The organism is Mesorhizobium sp. M0060 (assembly GCF_040323155.1).
In the GTDB taxonomy this organism is placed as follows: Bacteria; Pseudomonadota; Alphaproteobacteria; order Rhizobiales; family Rhizobiaceae; genus Mesorhizobium.
This window is the reverse complement of sequence record NZ_JAMYUP010000002.1, coordinates 245,905-268,412: the sequence shown is the minus strand read 5'-3', so window position 1 is coordinate 268,412 and position 22,508 is coordinate 245,905. Positions and strand designations below refer to the sequence as shown.

Here is a 22,508-nt window from a genome sequence, read left to right as displayed (position 1 = left end):
TAGTCTCCTACTCCGTCTCCGGCCGCTCGAAATCGCCGGTGTCCTTGTTCATCACCCAAAGCTCGCCGGTCGAAATATCGAACCAGGCACCGTGCAGCGACAGCCGCCCCTTGCCTTCGAGGATCGAAACACAAGGGAAGGTGCGCAGATTGGCTATGGAATAGCGGATCGAGATGCGCTCCAGCGCCGTCTGGCGCTCGGTCGCGGTCATGAAGGTGCTGGACGATACGGTCTCGGCCGCCGGCGCGATCAGGCTCATCCATTTGCCGATGAAATCGCCCGGCGACAAGGGTGCCGCCGTGGTGTCGAGTGCCGCACGGATGCCGCCGCAGCGGCCGTGGCCCATCACCACGATGTTCTTGACCTTGAGGCTCTGCACGGCAAATTCGAGCGCCGCCGATGTCGAGTGGAACTGATCGTCGGGCGCATAGGGCGGCACCAGATTGCCGACATTGCGCAGCACGAACAGCTCGCCGGGCCCGGCATCGAAGATCGCTTCGGGCGCGGCCCGGGAATCGCAGCAGGCGACGATCATCGTTTCCGGTGCCTGGCCCTCCCGCGCCAGCGAGCGATAACGCCCGCTTTCGGTGAGATAGCGGCCGCTCATGAAACTGCGGTAGCCGGCGAGAAGATGGTCGGGAAGATGGGGCATGGGCGGCGTCTGGAGCCTTTCCGGATTAGAGGCGGCAGCTCGGTTCAATCTCATAGGCTCTAGCGCATCAGTCCGAAAATCGGAAACCGATTTTCGGAAAGCGCGATGCGTGGTTTCAACGTGTCAGCCTGTACTTTGCATGCAATCGAACGAACGCCACTGTTAATCGGGCTCAGAACCGCAGATTGGCGCCGGCGCGCAGCAAAAGCCAGTAGAACAGGCCGGTCGCACCGACTGCGAGGAGCATCGCCAGGATGAAGCCGCTGGGAGCCTCGGAGAATGGCAGCCCACCAGTGTTCATGCCGAATATGCCGACGATCAGCGTGCCCGGCAGAAGCAGCGCACTCATCACTGCCAGCGCCTTCAAGCTGCGATTGGATTCGTCGGCGAGCTCGGCTGCAAGCTCCTCCTGCAGCAGCCTTGCCCGGTCGTTGATCATGACGACCTCGCGGTCGAGCCGCTCCAGGCGGACGGCAAGCCGGCGCAAAACGGCATGTGCGCCGGCGGAGAGGTTCCAGGCGGAGCGGTCCTCGTCCTGGAAAAGCGCTGCCAAGGCCGAGATCGGCCGATGCAGGGACACGGCAAGCCGGCGCACATCCTTTAGTTGCCGCCTTTCATCGGCAAGCCGCTCGGTCACGAGATGGTCCTCGACCGCATCGAGCCGCTTCGTCGCCGCGGCGAGCCGCAGGCTGGCGGTTTTGCAAAGGGCCATGACCAGCGTCTCGAACAGCTCGAATGCTGTGGCCGGCCGCAGCCCTGCGGCAAGCGCGGTGTGCACTTCCTCCACCGCCGCCAGCGGATGGCGCCGGCCGGTTACCAGCAGCCGCTCCGAGACCGCAAAATGCAATCTGCCGATCGTCGTCGACTGATGGGCGATCTCGCCATGCAGGTCGGCCGAAATGCCGTGGACGACGCCGTTCTCATGGGCCAGCACCAGGCTGTCCTCGTGCCCTTCGAGGATTGCATGAGCCGACGCCGGCAGCGCGCAGGCATGGCTGACCCAGGAATGGGCGCGCCGGTCGACAAGGTCGACATGCAGCCAGACCCAGCCGTCCGGTGATGCCAGTGCGGCCTCTATGTCTCTGGGCGCCAGCGGTTCGGGAGCTTTGCCGGGAGCGGCATGATAAGCCCAGACCAACCCGGGAGCATGATGCTGGTCGTCCGCGGCAAGCAATGTCAGATGCGATGCGTCATTCATGGCCGCCGCCGAAACAAAGCGCGTTCAGGTGATCCGGGAGGCGCCGGAGCCGGCGCCGCGACATTCTGGTCAAGCCCTGTCCCCGCTCAGAACACCTGGCGGAAGATGGCGAACAACACGAAGGCAAGACAGATGGAGACCGGAAGGGTCAGCATCCAGGCCATCAGCATGTTGCGCACCGTCGCCCATTGCAGGCCCGAGCCGTTCGCCGCCATGGTGCCGGCAACGCCCGAGGACAGGACATGGGTGGTCGAGACCGGCAGGCCGAGATAGTCGGCCGATGCGATCGTCGCCATGGCGACAAGCTCGGCGGACGCACCCTGACCGTAGGTCAGATGGCTTTTGCCGATCTTCTCGCCGACAGTGACGACGATGCGCTTCCAGCCGACCATCGTGCCGAGGCCGAGCGCCAGCGCGATGGCGACCTTGACCCAGAGCGGGATGAACTTCGTCGCGTTGTCGACCGCCTTGTGATAGATCGTCACCGCCTTCAGGTCGTCTGCCTCCATCGGCAACAGCTTCTTCTTGTCGATCAGCTTCAGCGCTTCACCGATAAGATAGATGTTGTTGCGGGCGTTGCTGACCAGAGTTGTCGGCAGCTTTTCCACGGACGGATAGGGCGACAACATGGCGCTGGTGTCATGGATGAAGCTCTGCAGGGCAGGCGTGGTCTCGTCCTTCCAGGTCTTGGTACGGACGGCGTCGCCGACCGCTGTGGCAGCGTCGGTCACGGCGACGCCGGGCTTGACGTATTTGCCGAGCACGGTCTCGACCTCAGTCGCCGCCGACTTATAGGCTTCGAGATAGTTGATATCGGGCGTGCGGTTCAGCGCGAAGGCGGTCGGCACTACGCCGATCAGGATGAGCATGATGAGGCCCATGCCCTTTTGCCCGTCATTGGAGCCGTGGGCAAAGCTGACGCCGGTGCAGGTGAAGATAAGCAACGCCCGGATCCACAGCGGCGGCGGGGCTCTCGACTTAGGCGCCTCGTAGAGCTCGCGGTTCCTGACCAGCAGCTTCATCACCAGAAGCAGCAGCGCAGCCAGGCCGAACCCGACCAGCGGTGAGATCAGAAGCGACAGGCCGACATTGAACGCCTGCGACCAGTCGATGCCGCTGGTGATGGAGCCGGCCGGAGCCGTGAACTGGTTGGCGAGGCCGACGCCGATGATCGAGCCGATCAGTGTGTGCGAGCTCGAGGCAGGCAGGCCGAGATACCAGGTTCCGAGATTCCAGATGATCGCGGCGACCAGCAGCGCGAAGACCATGGCCAGTCCCGAGCTCGATCCGACCTGAAGGATCAACTCGACCGGCAGCAGCGAAATGATGCCGAAGGCGACCGCCCCGCTGGCGGTGAGCACGCCGAGGAAGTTGAAGAAGCCGGACCACATCACCGCAAGCTCGGCCGGCATGGAATGCGTGTAGATCACCGTTGCCACCGCATTGGCGGTGTCGTGAAAACCGTTGACGAATTCGAAGCCGAGCGCGATCAGCAGCGCCAGGCCAAGCAGGATCCACGGCACCGCGACGGTGCTGGTCAGGTCCTGGCCGAGTGCGTAGCCGACATAGGCAAGGCCGCCCAGGACGATGACGGCAAAGGCCGGCAGAAACCATTTGCCGGTGCTGTTCGGCCGGTCGAGCGGATGCTCCGGCCTTGGAATTCCTGCTTCGCTTGAAACAATATCGACCATACCCCACTCCTCGTGCATTGCAGCAAAGAATGGGAGGACGCTATGTCCGCACAATGAAGCCTGTGTGACGGCAGGGCAGGTTGAGGTGACGCAAACGGGGCAATCGAAGCAAACTGACGTCCCGACAGTCGGAGCAACTGAACCCCGGCGAAGGCAACCCTCGCCTATCCCGCGATCTCCAGCAGGGACGATATCAGCAGCCGGCGCTCATCGGCGGAGAGAACATCCGAACCGAACAGGTTCATGCTGCGAAGCCCTTCGATGGCGAGATAGCAGACCAGCAGCGCCTTGAGGTCCGGCGTCTCGCCCTTCAGCCGCTCGAAAACCTGCCGCCTGAACGATTTTATCGGCGTCAGGAAATCAGGATCTTCGGCGATCGCCGAAAAGATCCAGGAGGCCGACGGTTTCGACTCCTCGGCACGATCGGCCGAAAGCCTGATATAGGCTGCAAGCGGGCTTTCGCCGCTGACGCCGCTCGTGCGAGCGGACTCCAGCGCCTGTTGGAACTCGCGCAGGTAGTCCTCGACCAGCGCCTGCATCAGCTTCGCCTTGGTCGGAAAATTGTAGAGGAGGCCGCCTTTCGACACGCCGGCACGGCTGGCGACCGCATCCAACGACAGGCTGCCAGGACCCGTCTCGCGCGCCACGTCGGCGGCGGCGGCGAGAATTTTCTCGCGCGAATTTGCTCTGCGGACCTTCATCAATCGTTCCCCCATTCATTAGCTTAGGCGGAATTGACAAGACCGTCCAGACGGTACAGTAAGATCGCCGTCATTTGAAATTGGGACCAGTCACAGGTATGTGTTCCGGTCATCCGACGGTTATGCTGGGCCGTGGCCGAGGGGACTGTTCGTGATCAAGCGCTTCATCATCGCCTTCATTCTGCTCGTGCTGGTGTGCGGCGGCATCGTCGGCTGGCAGCTTTTCCGTGACAAGATGGCCCAACAGTTCTTTGCCACCATGAAGCCGCCGGCCACGACAGTGTCGACGGTCGTTGTTAAACCGACGTCCTGGACGCCCGGCATCGAGGCGATCGGTACGGTCAGTGCCGTACGCGGCGTCGACCTGACGGTGGAGACCGCCGGCATCGTCAAGGACATCCTGTTTCACGCCAATCAGAAGGTCGCCGCCAACGCCGTGCTGCTGCAGCTCGACGATGCCGTCGAGCGAGCCGACCTCGTGGCGTCGAAGGCGCAAGCCACATCCGACCAGACGACGTTGACGCGCGCTCTTGAGCTGCAGAAGCGCGGCGTCGGCACCGACGCTACGCTCGACACGGCGCAGGCAGCGGCGTCGGTCTCCGCCGCGCAGGTAAACAAGCTGCAAGCGGTGCTCGACCAAAAACAGTTGACGGCCCCTTTCAAAGGCACCGTGGGTATTCCGAAAATCGACCTTGGCCAGTATCTCACACCCGGCACCGCCGTGGTGACCTTGCAGGACATGGACACGATGCGTGTCGATTTCACGGTTCCGGAGCAGCAGCTTCCGCAGCTGAAGATCGGCCAGACGGTGCGGCTGGGCATTGGCGGCGGCGACATGCCGTTCGCCGGCAGCATTCGCGGTATCGATCCGAAGATCGATCCGACGAGCCGGCTGGTGACGGTGAGGGCGGAGGTCGCCAATCCGGAAGGCAAGCTGACGCCCGGCCAGTTCGTCCAGGTGCGCGTCGAACTGCCCGAGGACAAGAACGTGCTGGCGCTGCCGCAGACCGCCCTGACCTCCAGCCTGTACGGTGACTTCGTCTTCGTGGTGCGCCCGGCCACATCCGCCGAAACCAACGGCGCGGCTCCCGAGGCAAAGCCGGAAGAAAAGCCCGCCGCGGATGCTGCCAAGCCCGCTGCCGAAGCGCCCGAGGCAAAGCCGGAAGAAAAGCCGACTGCTACCCCGGCCAAACCGACAGCGGAAGAACAGAAGCCGCAGCTCGTGCTCGCTCAGGTGTTCGTCAAACCGGGCCGCCGCAACGCCGGTCTGGTCGAGATCCTGCAAGGCATCGCGCCCGGCGACGAAGTCGTCACCGCCGGTCAGAACCGGCTCTTCAACGGCATGTCGGTCGCCGTCGACAACACGATCGACCCGACCAAGCCGGGGAACCAGCAGGCAGCCCAGCAATGAGCTTTTCCGACATCTTCATCCGCCGCCCGGTCCTTTCGACTGTGCTCGCCTTGATGATCCTGCTTCTGGGTTTCCAGGGCATCTTCAACCTTTCGATCCGGCAGTATCCGGAGGTTGAAGAAACGGCGATCACGATCACCACGGCCTATCCCGGCGCCAGCGCCGACCTGATCCAGGGGTTCATTTCCGCGCCGATCGCGCGTGCCGTCGCTTCGACCGAAAACATCGATTATGTCACGTCGGCGAGCCGGCCGTCCTCCAGCACCGTGACGGTGCAGATGAAACTCGGCTCCAACCCCGACGTCGCTCTGAACGAAGTGTTGTCGAAGGTGCAAGGCGTGCGTGGTGACTTGCCGGACGAGGCCAAGGATCCGGTGATCATCAAGGGCACCGGCCAGCAGTTCGCGATGATGTACATCTCGATGCAGAATCCGAACATGACGCGGGAACAACTCACCGAATATATCGAACGCGTCGTGCGGCCGCGTATGTCGACGGTCGAAGGTGTCGCCGACGTGCAGATATTCGGCGCCGCCGACTATTCGATGCGCGTCTGGATCGACCCGATCAAGCTGGCCGCGCGCGGCGTCACCGCAGCGGAAGTGCTGACTGCCATCAACGAGTCGAACTTCCTCTCCGCGCCCGGCAACACCGAAAACGAGTACGTCGTCTCGTCGATCACGGTGCGCTCGACGTTGCAGACGCCGGAGGCCTTCGCCGCTCTGCCGCTCCGCTCGAAGGACGGCAATGTGGTGAGACTGCGCGATGTGGCGCGGGTGGAGCTCGCCGCCGAGAACACCGACGCTAGGGTGAGCTTCAACGGCAAGCCCGGCACATTTCTTGCCATCTTCCCGACGCCGGCCGCCAACCCGCTGACCACTGCGGCGGCAATCCACAAGATAGTGCCGACCATTCAGGAGACGCTGCCGCAAGGCATGACGATCGAGGTCGTCTACGATTCGACCGAGCAGATCAGCGCTTCGATCGAAGAGGTGTTCAAGACCATCGGCGAAGCCGTCGCCATCGTCATCGTCGTCATCCTGCTCTTCCTCGGCTCGTTCCGCTCGGTGATGATGCCGATCGTGACCATTCCGCTGTCGCTGATCGGCGTTTGCTTCCTGCTGCTTTCGCTGGGCTATTCGATCAATCTGTTGTCGTTGCTGGCCATGGTGCTGGCAATCGGCCTCGTCGTCGACGATGCCATTGTGGTGGTGGAAAACATTCACCGCCACATGGAAGAAGACGGTTTGTCGCCGATGCAGGCGGCCTTCAACGGCATGCGGGAGATTTCGTCCGCCGTCGTCGCCATGACGATAACACTGGCCGCCGTGTTCGCACCGCTGGCCTTCACCGGCGGCCTGACCGGTGCGCTGTTTCGCGAATTCGCGGTGACGCTGGCCGGCTCGGTGGTGCTGTCGGGTGTCGTCGCCCTCACCATCACACCGATGATGTCGGCACGCATCCTGAGGGCAGGTTCGCACAGCCGCTTCCAGCGCATTGTCGATAACACGTTCGGGCGCGTCGAAAACACCTATGAGCGGCTCGTCACCGGCTCGTTGAAATATCGCCCGGTGACGCTGATGATCGTCCTCGCGCTGGTCGCGACGACCGGCTTCATGTTCACCAAGACCCCGAGCGAGTTGGCGCCGGAAGAAGACCAGGGCTTCCTGCTTTCGATCGTGACGGCGCCGCGCTATGCAACGTCCGATTATACCGAGCGCTACGTCAACCAGATACTCGGCCTGGTCAAGGACCTGCCGGAAACCAGGGCGCAGTTTTCGGCTGTCGCCTTCGACGGCCAGACCAGCGGCGCCTTTGTCGGCTTTGCGTTCAAGGACTGGGCCGAGCGCGCCCGCAACTCCAAGGAGATTCAGGAGGATATCCAGGGCCGGCTGGGTAAGGTGGCGGGCGTCAAGGCTTTCGTCTTCGCGCCGCCGACGCTGCCCGGCTCCGGCGGCGGCCTGCCGATCACGATGGTGGTGCGCTCGACCGGCGAGGCCTCCGAAGTCTACGAGGCGGCGGAAAATATCAAGAACAAGGCGCAGGCCTCCGGCCGCTTCATCGTCGTGGAGAATTCGATGGCCTACGACGCGCCGCAAGTCACGGTGACGATCGATCGCGACCGCGCCGCCGCACTCAACCTGCCGATCGCCGATATCGGCCGAACGCTGACGCTCTTGGTCGGTGGCGCCGAAGTGGCGCAGTTCGACCGCGACTCCAACAGCTACGACATCATCCCGCAGGTGCCGCAGCAATTCCGCGACAACCCTGAAAAGCTGGGCGAGTATTTCGTGCGCAGCGTTTCAGGCGAGATGGTGCCGCTCTCGGCGGTGGTTAAGATCTCGACCAACGCCTCTCCGGCCGCGATCGAGCAGTTCAACCAGTTGAACTCCGCCACGATTTCCGCTCTGCCGCTGCCCACCGTCACCACCGGCGACGGGCTGAAGACCATCGAGGACATTGCCAGGCAAAGCCTGCCAGACACTTTCTTCATCGACTATACCGGTCAATCGCGGCAGGAGAAGGAACAGGGCTACACGATCATCATCGCTTTCGCGGCGGCGGTGCTGGTCATCTATCTGGTGCTGGCTGCGCAGTTCGAAAGCTTCCGCGATCCGCTGATCATCATGATGGCGGTGCCGCTGTCGATCTTCGGCGCGATCGTGCCGCTTAATATCGGGCTCGGCACGCTCAACATCTACACGCAGGTCGGCTTGATCACGCTGATCGGCCTGATCACCAAGCATGGCATCCTGCTGGTCGAGTTCGCCAACCAGCAGCGTGAAATGCACGGCATGCGGCGGCGCGACGCGATCATCGCCTCGGCCAAGGTGCGGCTGCGGCCGATCCTGATGACGACGGCGGCGATGGCGCTAGGCGTGGTGCCCCTGATCATCTCCAGCGGCGCCGGTGCCGCGGCACGCTATTCGATGGGCTTGGTGATCTTCACCGGCATCCTGGTCGGAACCATGTTCACGCTGTTCGTGGTGCCGATGTTCTACACCTTCATCGCCAGCAAGGACCTGCCACATCACGCCGAAAAGCCGGATCCGAAGCTGATGCCGGTGATGCCAGATTAGATTGTACTAATATTATGCTAATAAAGAAGGCCGGATTTCCGGCCTTTTTTGGGAGCGACGAGAGCAGCATCGCTCACTTGACGATGACGATGCTGGTGTTGGCCGGGCCGAAGACCTCGACGAGCTGGTAGAAATCGGCGGCGTTGTCCGGATGCAGACGCACGCAGCCATGCGAGGCCGGCTGGCCGAGGCGCTTGGTGGCGCTTGTCGCATGTACGGCGTAGCCGCCGCTGAAGAACACCGAATGCGGCATCGGGGCGTTATCGTATTTCTTCGAATACCACATTGCATGCATGCGGGTCGGCTTGAACGAACCGGTTGGCGTGACGTGCGTCCGGTCCCCGGTCGAGACCTTCCAGGCGAATGTCGGCCGGCCGTCGACTAGGATTTCCATGGTCTGCTGCGACAGCGACACACGCGCAACGATCTTGTTGGCGGCGGCGTGGGCTGTGCCGTTGCCGGCCCCGAAAAGCAAGGCAGCACCGGTGATGATTGCGGCGGTGACGTTGATGAGCTTGGCGGAAATGGCAGTGTACATGATGTCTCCCCTATTCTGCCGGTCGGGGCCGGCTCCAATTCGATGACCGGCTTATCGGGGCGTCATGTTTCGAGCCGATTTCGCTAGATGCGCGTTTCTGTTTCGATTGTGTTTCCTCTGGTTAACAAAAAGAGTCCGCGCAAAGCGGCTTCCAGTCGCGCGATACCATTAGGACGGTGCCATGTTTGCAAAAAGGGATCGGCTTTTCACAAGGAGATCGGCCGAGCCGCGGCACGAATACGCGGTTGCCTTTCGTTTGAGAGGAATTCACCTGACTCCGAAACCGAGCTGCAACAAACCGCGGCCTCGGCGGCATGATCCGGATACAGCACACGGGCAAAGTTGACCTAACGAAAACAGCCGGCACCGAATGATCGGAAGCCAACACTGCTTTCGCTACGGTCTAAATTGGTCTGGATAGTTTCCAGCCTGCGCATCGACCGGCTCAAGGCCCTCTGGCGGGGGCGGCTTCGGGCTGTTGAGGATGCGCGGCGCCTCCGGCAACTTGCTGCCGAGAGGACCGAAGGCCCGCGCCGCAACGGGGGGCTCCGCTGGCGGCGCGGGCGCTTCGGGGGTTCCCCTGAAGCGCCCGCAAATCCCAATTTTGAGGAACGAACAGGATGAAAACGAAATTCGCCGCTTCCGTGCTTTCTGCCCTGCTCTACGTGCAGGGCCTGCTCGGCATTGCCGGCCTCGCCACCGTGCTGCTGAAGGAACGTGCCCATGCCGGCGAGTTCAGCACGAACAGTGAAATGCCGTCAGGCCCGTCGCTTCTCGTGGTGCGCTGAGGAAAGAGCATCGGACCCCAAAAGTGGAAACCGGTTTTGGGAAAATCCGATGCTCAAAACAAAAGGGTGGCTGTCCTGCATTCAATCGGCGAATTGCGTCGGCGGATCGAACCGGTAACCCGCACCCCGTATGGTGGTGATGGTTTCGGTATCGAGCTTGCGGCGCAGCCGCACTATGCGCGAATCGATCGACCGGTCGAAGGCTTCGGCATTTTCGGCGGGCGCGGCGGCGATGATGTCGTCGCGCGTCAGCACCTTGCGCGGGCTGGCCAGGAACAGCCTGAGCAGCGCCACCTGCCCGGGCGAAAGCTGTTCTTCCGTGCCCGAGCGGTGCATGACGATGGCCGATCGAAGATCGACGGTCGCGTTCTCCAGCACGATCAATTCTCCGGCGCTCCTGCCGCGCCGCGCCAAAAGGCCGCCGACGCGGGCGGCGAGCTCCCTGACATTGAGCGGGCTTTCGACGACGTCGGCGGCGCCGAGCTCGAGCGCCAGCACCTTGTCGACCAGATCGGCCGGGCGGCAGATCAGGATGAAATCCGGTCCACCTTCGCCGCCATGGCGCCTGAGCAGGTCGCGCCCCTCCGCCTGGCTGACGCTGTCGCCGACAACCACGACATCGATGCCCTTTTCCGAAAGCAGCGATTCGGCTTCCCACGGCTGTCGCGCCGCGCGGACGTCATGACCGCGTCGCTTGAGATGATCGGCGAGATCGGTCGCAATTACTTCAGCGACGGAAACAAGCGCGATGACGGATCGTGCAGCCATGTTTTTCTACCCCGCATACGGCAACCCAAGAAGAGTGCTGGACATCATGTTTATACCCAATCTACTTTCCGCTGAAAGCGGGAGCGAAAGCATCGTGCGGGCACGAATTGTCATTGTCGAGGACGAGCCCGACCTGAGGGACGCGGTCGCCGAGTATCTCGGCGCCAGCGGCTATGATGTGGCCACGGCCGAAAGTGCGGCGGCGGCGCGAGACCTTTTGGAAACGCAGTCCTTCCATCTGGCCATTCTCGACATCGCCATGCCGGGCGAGGACGGCTTGTCGCTCGGCCGCTGGATGCGGTCGAAAATGCCGATCGGCATTATCTATGCGACCGCCGCCGGTACCGCGCTCGACCGCATCGTGGGACTGGAGCTCGGCGCCGACGACTACATCGTCAAGCCCTACGAATTGCGCGAAGTGCTGGCCAGGGTGCGCAGCGTGCTGCGCCGCGTTCCGGAGCCGACCGAGCCACAAAAGGCCAAGGCCGAAACATCTGGCGGACGCCGGTCCGTGAGCTTCGGACCCTTTCACGCCGATCTCGACGGCAGGCTCGTCACCGGTGCCAACGGCGCGGTCATCGACATGGCCAAGAGCGAGTTCGACGTGCTGGAGGTGTTCCTGACGCGCGCCAACCGGCTGTTGACGCGGGCGGCGATCTCCGAGGCGATCGGTTTCGTCGAGGACCCGGAATCGTCCCGCGCCGTCGACATCCGCATCATGCGGCTGAGAAAGAAGATCGAAGCGGACCCGGCCAATCCGAAATTCCTGCGCACGGTGCGCGGCGAAGGCTATATCTTCTCGCTGCCGGCCGGCGAAAATAACTAAGGCCCGGCGGCTTGAGCAAGCCACGGCCAGGAAATGACGGCTGACCATGACCGCTGAAACAGCACGGGCGGAAATGCAGGGCGCGGCGATGGCGGCCGTGCATGTGGTTCGCCGGCTGCGCCAAGCCGGCGACTGGCAGCACGAGATGGAGGGTATCCTCCAAACGCTCTGCGAAGCCATGGATTGTCACCGCGGCATCCTGTTTCGCCTGCGCGAGCTGCCCGGCCAGGGCTTCGCCCAGTCGGTCGCCGCTTATTGGATCGCCCCCCGGTTTGGCGGCGAACTGGCGTCACCTACGGTGATCATGCAGTCGGTCGTCGATTCGGACCCGTTGCTGGAACAGCTGGCGGAAGACGAACGCCAAGGCAAGATCTTCGCCGGGCACACACGCGATCTCGAAGGCTTTCTGCGGACCGATTTCGAAAAGCAGAATATCAAGTCGTTCCTGTCGGTGTCGGTCTTTTCGCACGGTAACCTGTGGGGCACGCTGGCGGTCAACGACTGCGTCAACGAACGCGAATGGACGGATGAGGAAGAGGCGGCGCTGCACATCGTGGCACTCGCCATCGGTGATGCCATCGAACGGTCGCCCTCCGACGCGCATGCCAGCGAAGTCATTCGCCGCACCATGCTGCAGGCCTCGCTCGACGCCATCATCGTCATCGACGAGACCGGCTCGATTATCGAATTCAATCCGGCTGCCGAGAAGATGTTCGGCTATCAGCGCAGCGACATCCTCGGCAAGGACCTGCTCGATACGGTCGTGCCGGAATATTACCGCAAGGGCTATGCGTCGGGCGCCGAATACATGTCGGGCCGCGGCGCGCCGATGGTCGGCCAACGGCTCGAAACGGTCACCCAGAACGCCGCCGGCGAGGTTTTTCCGATCGAACTGACGGCAACCGAGATGCGGGTCGCGGATCGCCATCTGATCTTCGGCTCCATCCGCGACCTGCGCGACAGATTGCGCGCCGAGGAGGAAATCAACCGCCAGCGCGAAAAACTGCACCAGAACGAGAAGATGGCGGCGATGGGCTCGCTGCTTGCCGGCGTTTCGCACGAGCTCAACAACCCGCTGGCCGTGGTCGTCGCCCAGTCGACGCTGCTGCATGAATTCGCCGCCGATCCGCAGACCAAGGTGCGCGCCGAAAAGGTGCGCGCCGCTGCCGAGCGCTGCGGCCGTATCGTCAAAAGCTTCCTGTCGATGGTCCGCCTGCACCCGACGGCACAGGCCGAGACCGACCTCAATCAGGTGATCCGCGCGGCACTCGAAGTGACCGCCTATGGCGCGCGATCGAGCGGCATCATCATCGACACCGATTTCGCCAGCGGCCCGTTGCTGGCCATGGCGGATGCCGACCACGTGACGCAGGTGGCCGCCAACTTCCTCATCAACAGCCAGCACGCCTTGGCCGGCATTGCCGGCGATCGGCGGATCAAGGTCCGGACGTTTCGCAGCGACCGCGGCAACCCCGGATTCTCGGTCGAGGACAACGGGCCGGGCGTGCCGGAAGCGATACGCTCACGCATATTCGAATCCTATTTCACCACCAAGCCGGTCGGCGTCGGCACCGGCATCGGCCTGTCGATCTCCAAATCGATCATCGAGCGGCACAATGGCAATATCTGGTTCGAGGAGGTTTTGCCGAGGGGCGCGCGTTTTGTCGTGCAGCTGCCGGCGATCTCCGCCGGCGCGGCCGCCGCCGGCGACAGTCCGTCGCGGTCGAGCGGCTTGCGTCACGCGCTGATCATAGACGATGAGCCGGATGTCGCGGCGTCGCTCTCCGACATCCTGGAGCTGATGGGCATCAAGTCGCGGATCGTGCCGGCCTGGGTCTCGGCCGCCGCGACCCTGAGCGGCCACATACAGCCTGACATCGTGTTTTCCGATTTGCGCATGCCCGGCACCAGCGGCATAGCCGCCTATCGCGAGCTGCTTGCCGAAATGCCGGATCTGGCGCGGCGCTTCGTGCTGGTCACCGGCGACCTGATCGGCGCGAAAGGCGAGATCGAGGCGCTGCCGGCGCCGCAGCGGCCGCAAATCCTGGAAAAACCGTTCAGCACGCTGGACGTGCGCGGCGTGCTTTCGGCCATTGCCGAGCAGGCGGCTTCGGGCGGCTAGAGACAAAAAGGAAGAAAAAAGACTCCCGGCCGACATTGCGGCGGGAGCCTGACTGGAGTGCTGGAGGGCGCTCGCGAAAAGATCAAAAAACGTTCGGCGTGTCGGCCAGCGGGGCTGCATTGGCGATCATACGGACCGGCCGGGCCCTGCCTGACTGGGCAGCGATGGCGCGCAGGCAGTCCAGGCTCTCGGCGCCCCAGGCCTGACCCTTGCAGGCAAAATCGATGTCCGGGATCGGCAGGCGCGCCGTCTTGGTCGTGGTGGTCGCGCCGTCGATGAGGTTGGCCGGCGGGTTCAGCGAGGCGAAGGCCGGACCGACCGTCGGCGTGAACGCCATGCCGGCAAATGCGGTGGCGGCCAGCAGCATGAACATCGCCATCGGATGATCACTGGCGCGCTGGCGCAGCGCCAGCTTCGGGCGCCGGTCGTTGCGCTGCGGGCCCTGCAGGCGATGGTCGTTATCGGTGATCTGGGTTTTCGTATGCATCGTCGGTTCCTTCGGTGTTCTTCTTTTCCCTGTTGAAACGAACTTAATCGCACCTTGTAACGGGCCAACGATGATGGATTAACGATTGTGTAACCGGCATGAAACCAGGCCCGCGGCCATTCCGGGGCAAACTGATCATGGTAGCTGGCCGCACCGGTGGCATTCAGCGCTCGTTTCCCGCTATCCACGGCACCGGATTCACGTCGCCTTTTGCAGGTCCACGGAGGGCCGGGCGCTCAACAAGCGTAAGGGGATTAACGTCCGGATTTCCCGGGATTTTCCCAGCCTCGACCATTCGGGTTCGGCTCACACATACCGCGCGATTTCACGTCAGGAATTCGCCTTATTTTCGCAAGCCATTGCATTTCAATGGAAAATCTTTATTTATTGAACGAGTATTCAATAAATAACGAGTCTTTTATGAACCCGCATCTGCGCGACGTGGCAATCCCCAACGATTGGGATCGGCGGGGGCTGCCGGGCTGGAGTTATCATTCCGACGCCTTGCTCGAACTCGAGAAAGAGCACGTCTTCCGCAACCACTGGCAGATTGCTGGCCATGTCTCGGACGTGCCGAACGCCGGCGACTATCTGACGATGGATGTGGTTGGCGAGCGGGCGCTGATCGTGCGCGGCAAGGATGGCGTGGTGCGTGCCTTCAACAATATGTGCCGCCACCGCGGCAGTCGCGTCGTCGCCGACAGCCAGGGCACTTGCAAGAATGCGCTGGTCTGCCCTTTCCATGGCTGGGTCTACAATCTCGACGGCACGCTGCGCGGTGCTGCCCGCCCGCGTTCCTTCCCGGACCTCGACAAGACCGAATTCGGCCTGATGCCGCTCGAGCTCGAAATCTGGATGGGCTTCATCTTCATCCGTTTCCGCAAGGGTGGCCCTCAGCCATCCGTGGCCGAGCTGTTGAAGCCGATCGAAGCCGAGATTGCCCATTACGGTGTGGCCGAGATGGTGCCGTCCTGGGGCATCTGGACCCAAAAGACGCCGGTCAACTGGAAGTCGGTGCGCGACGTCGACAATGAAGGCTACCACGTCGCCATGGCGCATCCGGCGCTGCAGGATCTTTACGGCGCGACCTATTTCGACGAGCCGTTCGTCAACGGCGTGTCGCGCTCGTTTGCCACCTACAACCCGCATGCCGGACGGCGCTGGAGCGTCGCGCAATACATCAAGCTCGCACCCGAGGCGAAGCACTTGCCGGAGCACCTGCGCAAGGCCTGGATCTACTATGGCATCTTCCCGAACAACGCGCTGTCGATCATGCCCGAATCGGTGCAGTTCTATCAGGAGTTCCCGCTGTCGACGGGTGAGACGCTGCTGCGCGGCGCCATCTACCGCTATCGCGACGAGACCAGGGAGCAGGCGGCTGCCCGCTACCTATCCTACCGCATCGACCGCGACACGCTGGCCGAGGATGTGCAGCTTTCGATATGGTCTAACGAATCCATGCTGTCCGAAGCCTTTGGGGGTTTTTACCTTTCCGATCTCGAATATGGCGTGCGCACCCACCACGACCATTTGCGCAAGCAAATTCCCGTGCTCGGATTGGAGACCGCGCCCGAGGAGAAGGATATGTGGGCGCTCAACGAGGCGCTCAGATCACGCTCCTGACGCATGTCGCCCAAAACGTTGGCCGTGATTCTCAGGCCCAGATGGCGACGGGAATGCCGAAACGATCGGCGAGCGGCGGATCCGGAAACGGCATTGCCTCGCCTCTGGCGATGCGGCCGGCAATCAGCATCATCGCCGCGGCATCGAGGAAATCGTCGGCGGCTGCACCGCGCGGCGGCGGCCGGTCGAGAAAATCCTGGCCATAACCATGCCCGACAAGCAGCGCCTTGCGTTCGGTCATGCCGGCTGGATTGACGCTGCCCCTAATCTTCTTCGGCAAGCGCATCGCCCGGTCGCCGTTCAGCCTGCAGAAGGCGACTTCCGGATGCGATTCGAAGACGCGGCTGCGCAATTCGGGCCGGCCGATCAGCAGCGAATCGATCTCGCGGATCTTGGCGAAGATGCCGAAGGCCTGGATCGAGACGCCACGCGGCGGATCGGAGGTTGTCTTGGCCACCTCGCTGGCCTTGCGATGTGCGGCGTACCAGGCTTCGACCGTGGTGAAGGCTTCCATCTCGGCGTAGAGCGCGGCGCGGGAGGGGATGGCAAAGACACTGGACTGCCGGGCACCGAGAAGCGGCCGCACCAGCGCCTCCGGGCCGCGACCGCCTCTTTGCGAGAAATCAGGCAGGCCGATCGGCATATCGACCGCCACGATCGCATTGGCGGGTAGCTGGTCGAGCAACGCTGCGAAACTTGGGAAAACGGCTGCCGATGGTACGGCACCGGGATCGCGACGGACGGCTATCCAGCCGGCCTTGCAACCGTCGACCCCGATAAGCGCAACATCCTTGGGCATAACATTCTGGGGCGCATCATCCTGGGGCACGGCGTCTTCGGCCAGCGTCACGCCCGGCGGTCCCGTCCCGGATGCAGGAGATGGCGAAGCTGCACCATCGCCATCGGGTGCGACAGGCTCTGGGCATCGGTCTCGAGCTGCAATTCGTCGCCGCCGCGCTTGGCGGTGCGCGCCAGAATCTCGTAGACAGCCGCCGTGGTCGATTGCAGCGCCTTGGCGGCCGGCTGGCCGGACAGGATGCGCGCTAGGTAGACGGCCGCCGTCAGGTCGCCGAGCCCATTCGGCGGCTTCTCGATCAGGCGGTGTTCGGCAAGCAGCGCCTCTCTGCCGTTGAGCAGCAAATTGCCGATGCCGCCGGCCATCATCGCCGGTGCCGAAGTGACCAGCATGGTCGGTGGCCCGGCTTGCAGGGCTGCAGCCATTGCCGATTTCAGGTCAGGCAGCGGCGCTCCGGCCATCCATTCCAGCTCGTAGCGGTTGGGCGTGGCGATATCGGCGATCGGCATCAGCCGGTCGCGCATGGCGATAGCGGTCGGCTCCGGTACGTAGAGCCCGCCCGAATCGCCCATCACGGGGTCGCAGATATAGAGGGCGTCCGGCGTCTTCGCCTTGACCGCACCGACCAGCGAAGCGACGGCTTCGGCCTGGCCAGCCTCGCCGAGATAGCCGGACAGCACGGCGCCGACCTCGCCAAGCCATGGCGCGCGCTCGAGGTCGGCCATCAGCGCCTCGAACTGGTCCAGCGGCGGCACGATGCGGGTCGCCCGGCCATGGCCCGGATGCCAGGGCAGGATGACGGTCGGCACCGCCCAAACCGGAAACCCCAGCGTCTCCAGCGCAAAGACGGCAGCGCGGTTGCCGACCGAGCCGCGGGCGACATGGCTGGAGACGACGATGACCGCGCGCGGCGCGTCGGTTTTTTCGGCGCTCATTGATTTTCCTAGCTGCCCCTGGTGACGAAAAGCACGAGCCAGATCAACAGGCCGATGGCAATAAGCAAGCCCGCCGCCCGACCAATACGGGTGCCCCAATATTCGATCGGATCCGACCGGTCGGTATCGGTTGCGGTGACGTGGTCTCGCGCGCCCCTGACGGTACGCGCGAGGAACGAGGTGCCGCCCGGGTCGGTCTCGCGCGCCACCCGTTCGATGATGCGGCGCGATTCGCTGTCGTTGTCGTGGCGTTGCGCCATGGTGCTGTCCCGTTTCATGCCGAGCTTAACCCGTTCGCCCCGTCTGTCACAGGGCCTGACGGCGAATGGTAGACAACCAGTAACGCTTCTCGGCCGAAGTCATTTTCTTACCCAAGGATTGTGGTAATGCTTCGCCTGCCAACGCTATCGAGGGGACCTTATGATGCTTGCCCAGCGCCTTTCTTCACCGCCCGCTTTCCGTAATTTAGCAGCGTTCCTGGTGATGGCCGGTATGCTGCCGCTGCTTGCCGGCTGCGGCTACAACACCATCCCGACTGCTGAGGAGAACGCCAAGGCCGCATGGAGCGAGGTGTTGAATCAATACCAGCGCCGCGCCGATCTCATCCCCAATCTGGTCAACACGGTCAAGGGCTACGCCGCGCACGAGAAGGATACGCTCGATGCCGTGGTGGAGGCGCGCGCCAAGGCGACGCAGGTGACCGTGACGCCGGAAACGCTGAACAATCCGGAAGCGTTCAAAAAATTCCAAGACAGCCAGGCCGGCCTGACCAGCGCGCTGTCGCGGCTGCTGGCGGTGGTGGAGAACTATCCCGATCTCAAAGCCAATCAGAACTTTCTGGCGCTGCAGGCACAACTCGAAGGCACCGAGAACCGCATCGCAGTTGCTCGCCGCGACTACATCCAGGCGGTGAGGGAGTACAATCTGACGCTGAGGACCTTCCCATCGGTGATCTGGGCGACCTTGTGGTTCCGCGGCAACCAGCCGTTTGCGAATTTCACCATCGAGGAAGACAAGATGCAGACGCCGAAGGTCGATTTCGGCACGCAGCAGGGCGGGTGAAGAACGCATAACGAGCCTGGTCCCTGCTGGCCTTGCACTCCGTCGCGCCCCCCTCTGTCCTGTCGGACATCTCCCCCACAAGGGGGGAGATTGGCAGTTCTTGCGAAGGCGGCCAATCACCACCTTTGAGAGTTGGCGAAAGCGGTCGTAACGGGCGATCTCCCCCCTCGTGGGGGAGATGTCCGGCAGGACAGAGGGGGGCGCGACGGAGTGCCAGCCTGGCATTTCTACTCGCCATTTTAAGCCTCCTCTTCCTCCCACTCAGCGCGTTGGCCGCCGAATTGCCGGCGCTGACCGGACGGGTCGTCGACAATGCCGGCATCATCGATGCCGCGACCAAGGCGGCGCTGACGCAGAAGCTTGCCGATTTCGAGGCAAAAGGTTCGGACCAAATCGTCGTCGCAACCATTCCCAGCCTCGACGGCGAGGAGATCGAGCCCTACGCCAACCGGCTGTTCCGCGCCTGGAAACTCGGCCAGGCGAAAGAGAACAACGGCGTCCTGCTTCTGGTGGCACCGAACGACCGCAAGATGCGCATCGAGGTCGGCTATGGGCTGGAAGGCACGCTGACCGACCTGCACACCAAGCTGATCATCGAAAACGACATGGTGCCGGCCTTCCGTGCCGGCGATTTCTCCGGCGGCATCAGCAAGGCCGTCGATGACATGATCATGGTGCTGGAAGGCAATCCCGAAGAGCTGGAGGCGCGCGGCGAACGCAACCAGCAGCCGCCGTTCAACAGCGACGATCTGTTCTTCACCATCTTCATCGGCATCTGGGCAATCATCTTTTTCGGCGGCCTCGCTGCCTCCATCCTGCCGCCGATCTTCGGACAGAAGATCGGTCCCGGCCGCTATCGTTGGCTCGGCATGACCTTCGAACCCAGCCGGCGGTCTTCCGGCGGCTGGTCGGGCGGCTCCGGCGGGGGATGGTCGTCGGGTTCAAGTGGTGGCGGGTTTTCCGGTGGCGGCGGTTCGTCCGGTGGCGGCGGCTCCTCGGGAAGCTGGTGACGAAATGACAAGACACGCCGTCAGCCTGAAGAGACCCGGCTGCTCCATCAGAATGATCGGCACTGCGTTGACGGCCATGGCGGTGCTGCTGGTCGGCTTCGCGGCCTTCGCCGCCGAACTGCCGGCGCTGACCGGACAGGTCGTCGACAATGCCGGCATCATCGATGCGGCGACCAAGACGGCGCTGACGCAGAAGCTCGCCGATTTCGAGACCAAAGGTTCGGACCAGATCGTCGTCGCGACCATCCCCAGCCTCGACGGTGAGGAGATCGAGCCCTACGCCAACCGGCTGTTCCGCGCCTGGAAGCTCGGCCAGGCGAAGGAGAACAACGGCGTCCTGCTTCTGGTGGCGCCGAACGACCGCAAGATGCGCATCGAGGTCGGCTATGGGCTGGAAGGCACGCTGACCGACCTGCACACCAAGCTGATCATCGAAAACGACATGGTGCCGGCCTTCCGCGCCGGCAATTTCTCGGGCGGCATCAGCAAGGCCGTCGACGACATGATCATGGTGCTGGAAGGCAACCCGGAGGAGCTGGAGGCGCGCGGCAAGCGCAATCCGGCGAATGACAATCCTGTCGATCCCATCTTCATGCTGTTTATCGTCCTGTGGGCGACGATGTTCTTCGGCGGCTTGGCAATGGCGTTCCTGCCGCCGATCTTTGGCACGAAAGTGTCGCCGGGCGTGTACAAATGGCTGGGCATGACGTTCCGCTACGGCCGCGGGCCAGGTTCGTCATCCTCCGGTGGTGGTGTCTGGACGTCCGGGACCTCGTCCGGCAGTGGCTGGTCGTCGGGAAGTTCCGGCAGCGGTTGGTCTTCTGGAAGTTCCGGCGGCGGGTTTTCAGGCGGCGGCGGTTCGTCCGGCGGCGGCGGTTCTTCAGGAAGCTGGTGAGACATCAATCATGGCAACACGACCGATCAGCCCCGAGGATCACGAGCGCATCGCCGCGGCGATCCGCGTTGCCGAATCAAAGACCGACGGCGAGATCTACTGCGTCGTGGCGCATGCCAGCGACGGCTATTTCTTCCCGGCTGCTTTCATGTCGATGCTCGGCATGCTCGTCGTCAGCCTCGCCGTCGGTTACGGGCTGGAAGCCTGGTGGCTGTCGATCCGCTTGCCGCATTTCGTCATCGCCGAGCTTCTAGCGCTTGCCAGTGTGCTTATCCTGTTGTGGGCATTGCCCGCATTGCGCATCCACCTGGTGCCGAGGCGGCTGCGCTACCAGGCCGCCCACGCCAATGCGATGAAGCAGTTCCTCGCCCGCAACGTCCATCGCACCACGGCGCGCACCGGCGTGCTGGTGTTCGTCTCGATCGCCGAGCGCTATGCCGAGGTGGTCGCCGACAGCGGCATTAATTCTCGTGTCGGCCAGCATGTCTGGGACGGCGTCGTCCGCGACCTTACGGCGCATGCCGGCGACGATCGGCTTGCCGACGGCTTCGTCAAGGCGATCGAATCGGTCGGTGCCGTACTGGCCGAGCATTTTCCGGTCTCGACCGGCGACAGCAACGAGCTGGACGACCATCTGGTCGAGATTTGATCTCGCTAAATGCGGTTTTGCAGCGTCTCAAGGACGCACCGTTCGGCTGTGCGAAAGCATCGCGGCGGCTGACCGGACTCTTGCAATCGGGCGCTGCGGGTTTATGGTTAACCAATCATGAATACGCTGAGCATCGACATCAGGAAAGCCGAACCGCGCGATGCAGCCGCTATCGCCGACGTGCATCTTGAGGCTTGGCGCGGCGCCTATGCCGGTATTATCCCGCACCGCACGCTGACATCGATGATCAACCGCCGCGGTCCTGACTGGTGGGCGAACGCCATTCGTCGTGCTGCCACCGTCCTGGTCGTCGAAATCGGCGGCAAAATTGCCGGCTATGCGACGATCGGCAAGAACCGCGCCCGCGAACTCAGGCAGCAGGGCGAGATCTACGAGCTTTACCTGCGGCCGGAATATCAAGGCATCGGGCTCGGCAGCCGGCTTTTCTCGGCCGCACGGGCACGGCTGGCCGACCATGGCCTGAAAGGCATGGTGGTGTGGGCGCTGGAAGACAATCAGAACGCACTTGCCTTCTATGCCGGCGCCGGTGGCCGCGATGTTGCCGAGGGCGTCGAGATCTTCGAGCAGAAGGCGCTGAAGAAGGTCGCTTTCGTCTGGGAATGACGGCCAGCGCATGATCCGACCGGTTTCGGTTCGGACGATCTCCCCAGTACCATTCGCCGCATTGCACCATGCGCCGTCGCCCGCTATCGATCTTCAATCGAGAGAGGGATAAACGATGCGTATCGAAGCGATTGCCAGCGGAAAGAACCCGCCCGAGGACGTCAACGTAATTATCGAGGTGCCGATCGGCGGCGAACCGATCAAGTACGAGATGGACAAGGAGGCCGGCACGCTGTTCGTCGACCGCTTCCTGCACACTTCAATGCGCTATCCCGGCAATTACGGTTTCGTGCCGCACACGCTGTCGGGCGACGGCGACCCGATCGATGTGCTGGTCTGCAACACGCGCGCGCTGGTGCCGGGCTGTGTCATCAATGTGCGGCCGATCGGCGTGCTGGTGATGGAGGACAATGCCGGCCAGGACGAGAAGGTTATTGCCGTGCCTTCGCCCAAGCTGACGCTGCGCTACGAGAACGTCACCGAGTACACGCAACTGCCTGATATCACCCGCCAGCAGGTGCAGCACTTTTTCGAGCACTACAAGGATCTCGAACCCGGCAAGTGGGTCAAGATCGAGGGCTGGTACGACGCTGCCTACGCCAAGAAGATGATCGTCGAGGCAATCGAGCGCGCCAAGCGCAAGTAATTACCG

Annotated in this window: 22 protein-coding genes; 12 read left to right on the top strand and 10 right to left on the bottom strand. The window is 63.1% G+C overall.

Translation table 11 applies throughout. The features are described from left to right. Positions 1 to 7: 7 nt before the first annotated feature. The 4 genes from NKJ94_RS03580 to NKJ94_RS03565 all read right to left on the bottom strand — a co-directional run bounded on the left by NKJ94_RS03580 (position 8) and on the right by NKJ94_RS03565 (position 4,242). Positions 8 to 652 carry a carbonic anhydrase gene (locus NKJ94_RS03580; protein WP_352523002.1) on the bottom strand — a complete coding sequence of 215 codons (645 nt, stop codon included), beginning with the start codon at positions 650 to 652 and terminating at the stop codon, positions 8 to 10. A 172-nt stretch (positions 653 to 824) separates the two neighbouring features. Beyond that, complete coding sequence (locus NKJ94_RS03575) at positions 825 to 1,850, bottom strand: transporter (protein ID WP_352523001.1); 1,026 nt, start codon at positions 1,848 to 1,850, stop codon at positions 825 to 827. Between the two features lie 86 nt (positions 1,851 to 1,936). Continuing rightward, the gene (locus tag NKJ94_RS03570; protein WP_352523000.1) at positions 1,937 to 3,541 is read right to left on the bottom strand and encodes an inorganic phosphate transporter; all 1,605 of its coding nucleotides are present in this window, start codon (positions 3,539 to 3,541) and stop codon (positions 1,937 to 1,939) included. 164 nt (positions 3,542 to 3,705) lie between these two features. Further along, positions 3,706 to 4,242: a TetR/AcrR family transcriptional regulator gene (locus NKJ94_RS03565; protein ID WP_352522999.1), complete on the bottom strand. Its 537-nt coding sequence runs from the start codon at positions 4,240 to 4,242 to the stop codon at positions 3,706 to 3,708. 151 nt (positions 4,243 to 4,393) lie between these two features. Between NKJ94_RS03565 and NKJ94_RS03560 the strand changes: the two genes are divergently transcribed. Both NKJ94_RS03560 and NKJ94_RS03555 read left to right on the top strand, forming a co-directional pair. Beyond that, entirely contained in the window at positions 4,394 to 5,653 is a 1,260-nt protein-coding gene (locus NKJ94_RS03560; protein WP_502904153.1) for an efflux RND transporter periplasmic adaptor subunit, read from the top strand. Continuing rightward, the gene (locus NKJ94_RS03555) at positions 5,650 to 8,733 is read left to right on the top strand and encodes an efflux RND transporter permease subunit (RefSeq protein WP_352522998.1); all 3,084 of its coding nucleotides are present in this window, start codon (positions 5,650 to 5,652) and stop codon (positions 8,731 to 8,733) included. Before NKJ94_RS03560 ends, NKJ94_RS03555 begins: the two co-directional genes overlap by 4 nt. A gap of 73 nt (positions 8,734 to 8,806) precedes the next feature. On the opposite strand, the gene NKJ94_RS03550 is transcribed toward NKJ94_RS03555, so the two are convergent. Further along, positions 8,807 to 9,271 carry a L,D-transpeptidase gene (locus NKJ94_RS03550; protein ID WP_352522997.1) on the bottom strand — a complete coding sequence of 155 codons (465 nt, stop codon included), beginning with the start codon at positions 9,269 to 9,271 and terminating at the stop codon, positions 8,807 to 8,809. A 620-nt stretch (positions 9,272 to 9,891) separates the two neighbouring features. Here NKJ94_RS03550 and NKJ94_RS03545 point away from each other — a divergent pair. After that, the gene (locus NKJ94_RS03545) at positions 9,892 to 10,059 is read left to right on the top strand and encodes a hypothetical protein (RefSeq protein ID WP_352522996.1); all 168 of its coding nucleotides are present in this window, start codon (positions 9,892 to 9,894) and stop codon (positions 10,057 to 10,059) included. Positions 10,060 to 10,140: 81 nt separating this feature from the next. On the opposite strand, the gene NKJ94_RS03540 is transcribed toward NKJ94_RS03545, so the two are convergent. Next, the gene (locus NKJ94_RS03540; RefSeq protein ID WP_023721317.1) at positions 10,141 to 10,827 is read right to left on the bottom strand and encodes a response regulator transcription factor; all 687 of its coding nucleotides are present in this window, start codon (positions 10,825 to 10,827) and stop codon (positions 10,141 to 10,143) included. Between the two features lie 46 nt (positions 10,828 to 10,873). Between NKJ94_RS03540 and NKJ94_RS03535 the strand changes: the two genes are divergently transcribed. Together NKJ94_RS03535 and NKJ94_RS03530 are read left to right on the top strand one after the other, a co-directional pair. After that, positions 10,874 to 11,653 (top strand): response regulator, encoded by a 780-nt coding sequence (locus NKJ94_RS03535; protein WP_352492215.1) that lies wholly within the window; start codon positions 10,874 to 10,876, stop codon positions 11,651 to 11,653. Between the two features lie 46 nt (positions 11,654 to 11,699). Continuing rightward, positions 11,700 to 13,775 (top strand): PAS domain S-box protein, encoded by a 2,076-nt coding sequence (locus NKJ94_RS03530; RefSeq protein WP_352522995.1) that lies wholly within the window; start codon positions 11,700 to 11,702, stop codon positions 13,773 to 13,775. Between the two features lie 82 nt (positions 13,776 to 13,857). On the opposite strand, the gene NKJ94_RS03525 is transcribed toward NKJ94_RS03530, so the two are convergent. After that, the gene (locus tag NKJ94_RS03525) at positions 13,858 to 14,262 is read right to left on the bottom strand and encodes a hypothetical protein (protein ID WP_352522994.1); all 405 of its coding nucleotides are present in this window, start codon (positions 14,260 to 14,262) and stop codon (positions 13,858 to 13,860) included. A 420-nt stretch (positions 14,263 to 14,682) separates the two neighbouring features. On the opposite strand from NKJ94_RS03525, the gene NKJ94_RS03520 reads away from it, so the two are divergent. Then, a complete protein-coding gene (locus NKJ94_RS03520; RefSeq protein WP_352522993.1) occupies positions 14,683 to 15,885 on the top strand; it encodes an aromatic ring-hydroxylating oxygenase subunit alpha in 1,203 nt (400 codons plus the stop codon). 31 nt (positions 15,886 to 15,916) lie between these two features. Here the strand turns inward: NKJ94_RS03520 and NKJ94_RS03515 are convergent, their stop codons facing one another. Genes NKJ94_RS03515 through NKJ94_RS03505 form a run of 3 tightly spaced genes read right to left on the bottom strand, consistent with a single transcriptional unit; the run spans position 15,917 to position 17,876 of the window. After that, on the bottom strand, positions 15,917 to 16,684 hold the full coding sequence (locus tag NKJ94_RS03515; RefSeq protein WP_352523071.1) for a DUF429 domain-containing protein: 768 nt from the start codon (positions 16,682 to 16,684) through the stop codon (positions 15,917 to 15,919). A gap of 47 nt (positions 16,685 to 16,731) precedes the next feature. Beyond that, positions 16,732 to 17,616: a pyridoxal kinase PdxY gene (gene pdxY, locus NKJ94_RS03510; protein WP_352522992.1), complete on the bottom strand. Its 885-nt coding sequence runs from the start codon at positions 17,614 to 17,616 to the stop codon at positions 16,732 to 16,734. Positions 17,617 to 17,624: 8 nt separating this feature from the next. Further along, positions 17,625 to 17,876 carry a hypothetical protein gene (locus NKJ94_RS03505; protein ID WP_352522991.1) on the bottom strand — a complete coding sequence of 84 codons (252 nt, stop codon included), beginning with the start codon at positions 17,874 to 17,876 and terminating at the stop codon, positions 17,625 to 17,627. A gap of 163 nt (positions 17,877 to 18,039) precedes the next feature. Here NKJ94_RS03505 and NKJ94_RS03500 point away from each other — a divergent pair, with 163 nt between their 5' ends. The 6 genes from NKJ94_RS03500 to ppa all read left to right on the top strand — a co-directional run bounded on the left by NKJ94_RS03500 (position 18,040) and on the right by ppa (position 22,502). Further along, positions 18,040 to 18,678: a LemA family protein gene (locus tag NKJ94_RS03500; RefSeq protein WP_352523070.1), complete on the top strand. Its 639-nt coding sequence runs from the start codon at positions 18,040 to 18,042 to the stop codon at positions 18,676 to 18,678. Between the two features lie 218 nt (positions 18,679 to 18,896). Continuing rightward, complete coding sequence (locus tag NKJ94_RS03495) at positions 18,897 to 19,688, top strand: TPM domain-containing protein (protein ID WP_352523069.1); 792 nt, start codon at positions 18,897 to 18,899, stop codon at positions 19,686 to 19,688. Positions 19,689 to 19,740: 52 nt separating this feature from the next. Further along, on the top strand, positions 19,741 to 20,583 hold the full coding sequence (locus NKJ94_RS03490) for a TPM domain-containing protein (RefSeq protein WP_352523068.1): 843 nt from the start codon (positions 19,741 to 19,743) through the stop codon (positions 20,581 to 20,583). Between the two features lie 10 nt (positions 20,584 to 20,593). Continuing rightward, positions 20,594 to 21,232 carry a TPM domain-containing protein gene (locus NKJ94_RS03485; protein ID WP_352522990.1) on the top strand — a complete coding sequence of 213 codons (639 nt, stop codon included), beginning with the start codon at positions 20,594 to 20,596 and terminating at the stop codon, positions 21,230 to 21,232. 117 nt (positions 21,233 to 21,349) lie between these two features. Then, positions 21,350 to 21,856 carry a GNAT family N-acetyltransferase gene (locus tag NKJ94_RS03480; RefSeq protein ID WP_352522989.1) on the top strand — a complete coding sequence of 169 codons (507 nt, stop codon included), beginning with the start codon at positions 21,350 to 21,352 and terminating at the stop codon, positions 21,854 to 21,856. A 115-nt stretch (positions 21,857 to 21,971) separates the two neighbouring features. Continuing rightward, entirely contained in the window at positions 21,972 to 22,502 is a 531-nt protein-coding gene (gene ppa, locus NKJ94_RS03475) for an inorganic diphosphatase (protein ID WP_352522988.1), read from the top strand. Positions 22,503 to 22,508: the final 6 nt, after the last annotated feature.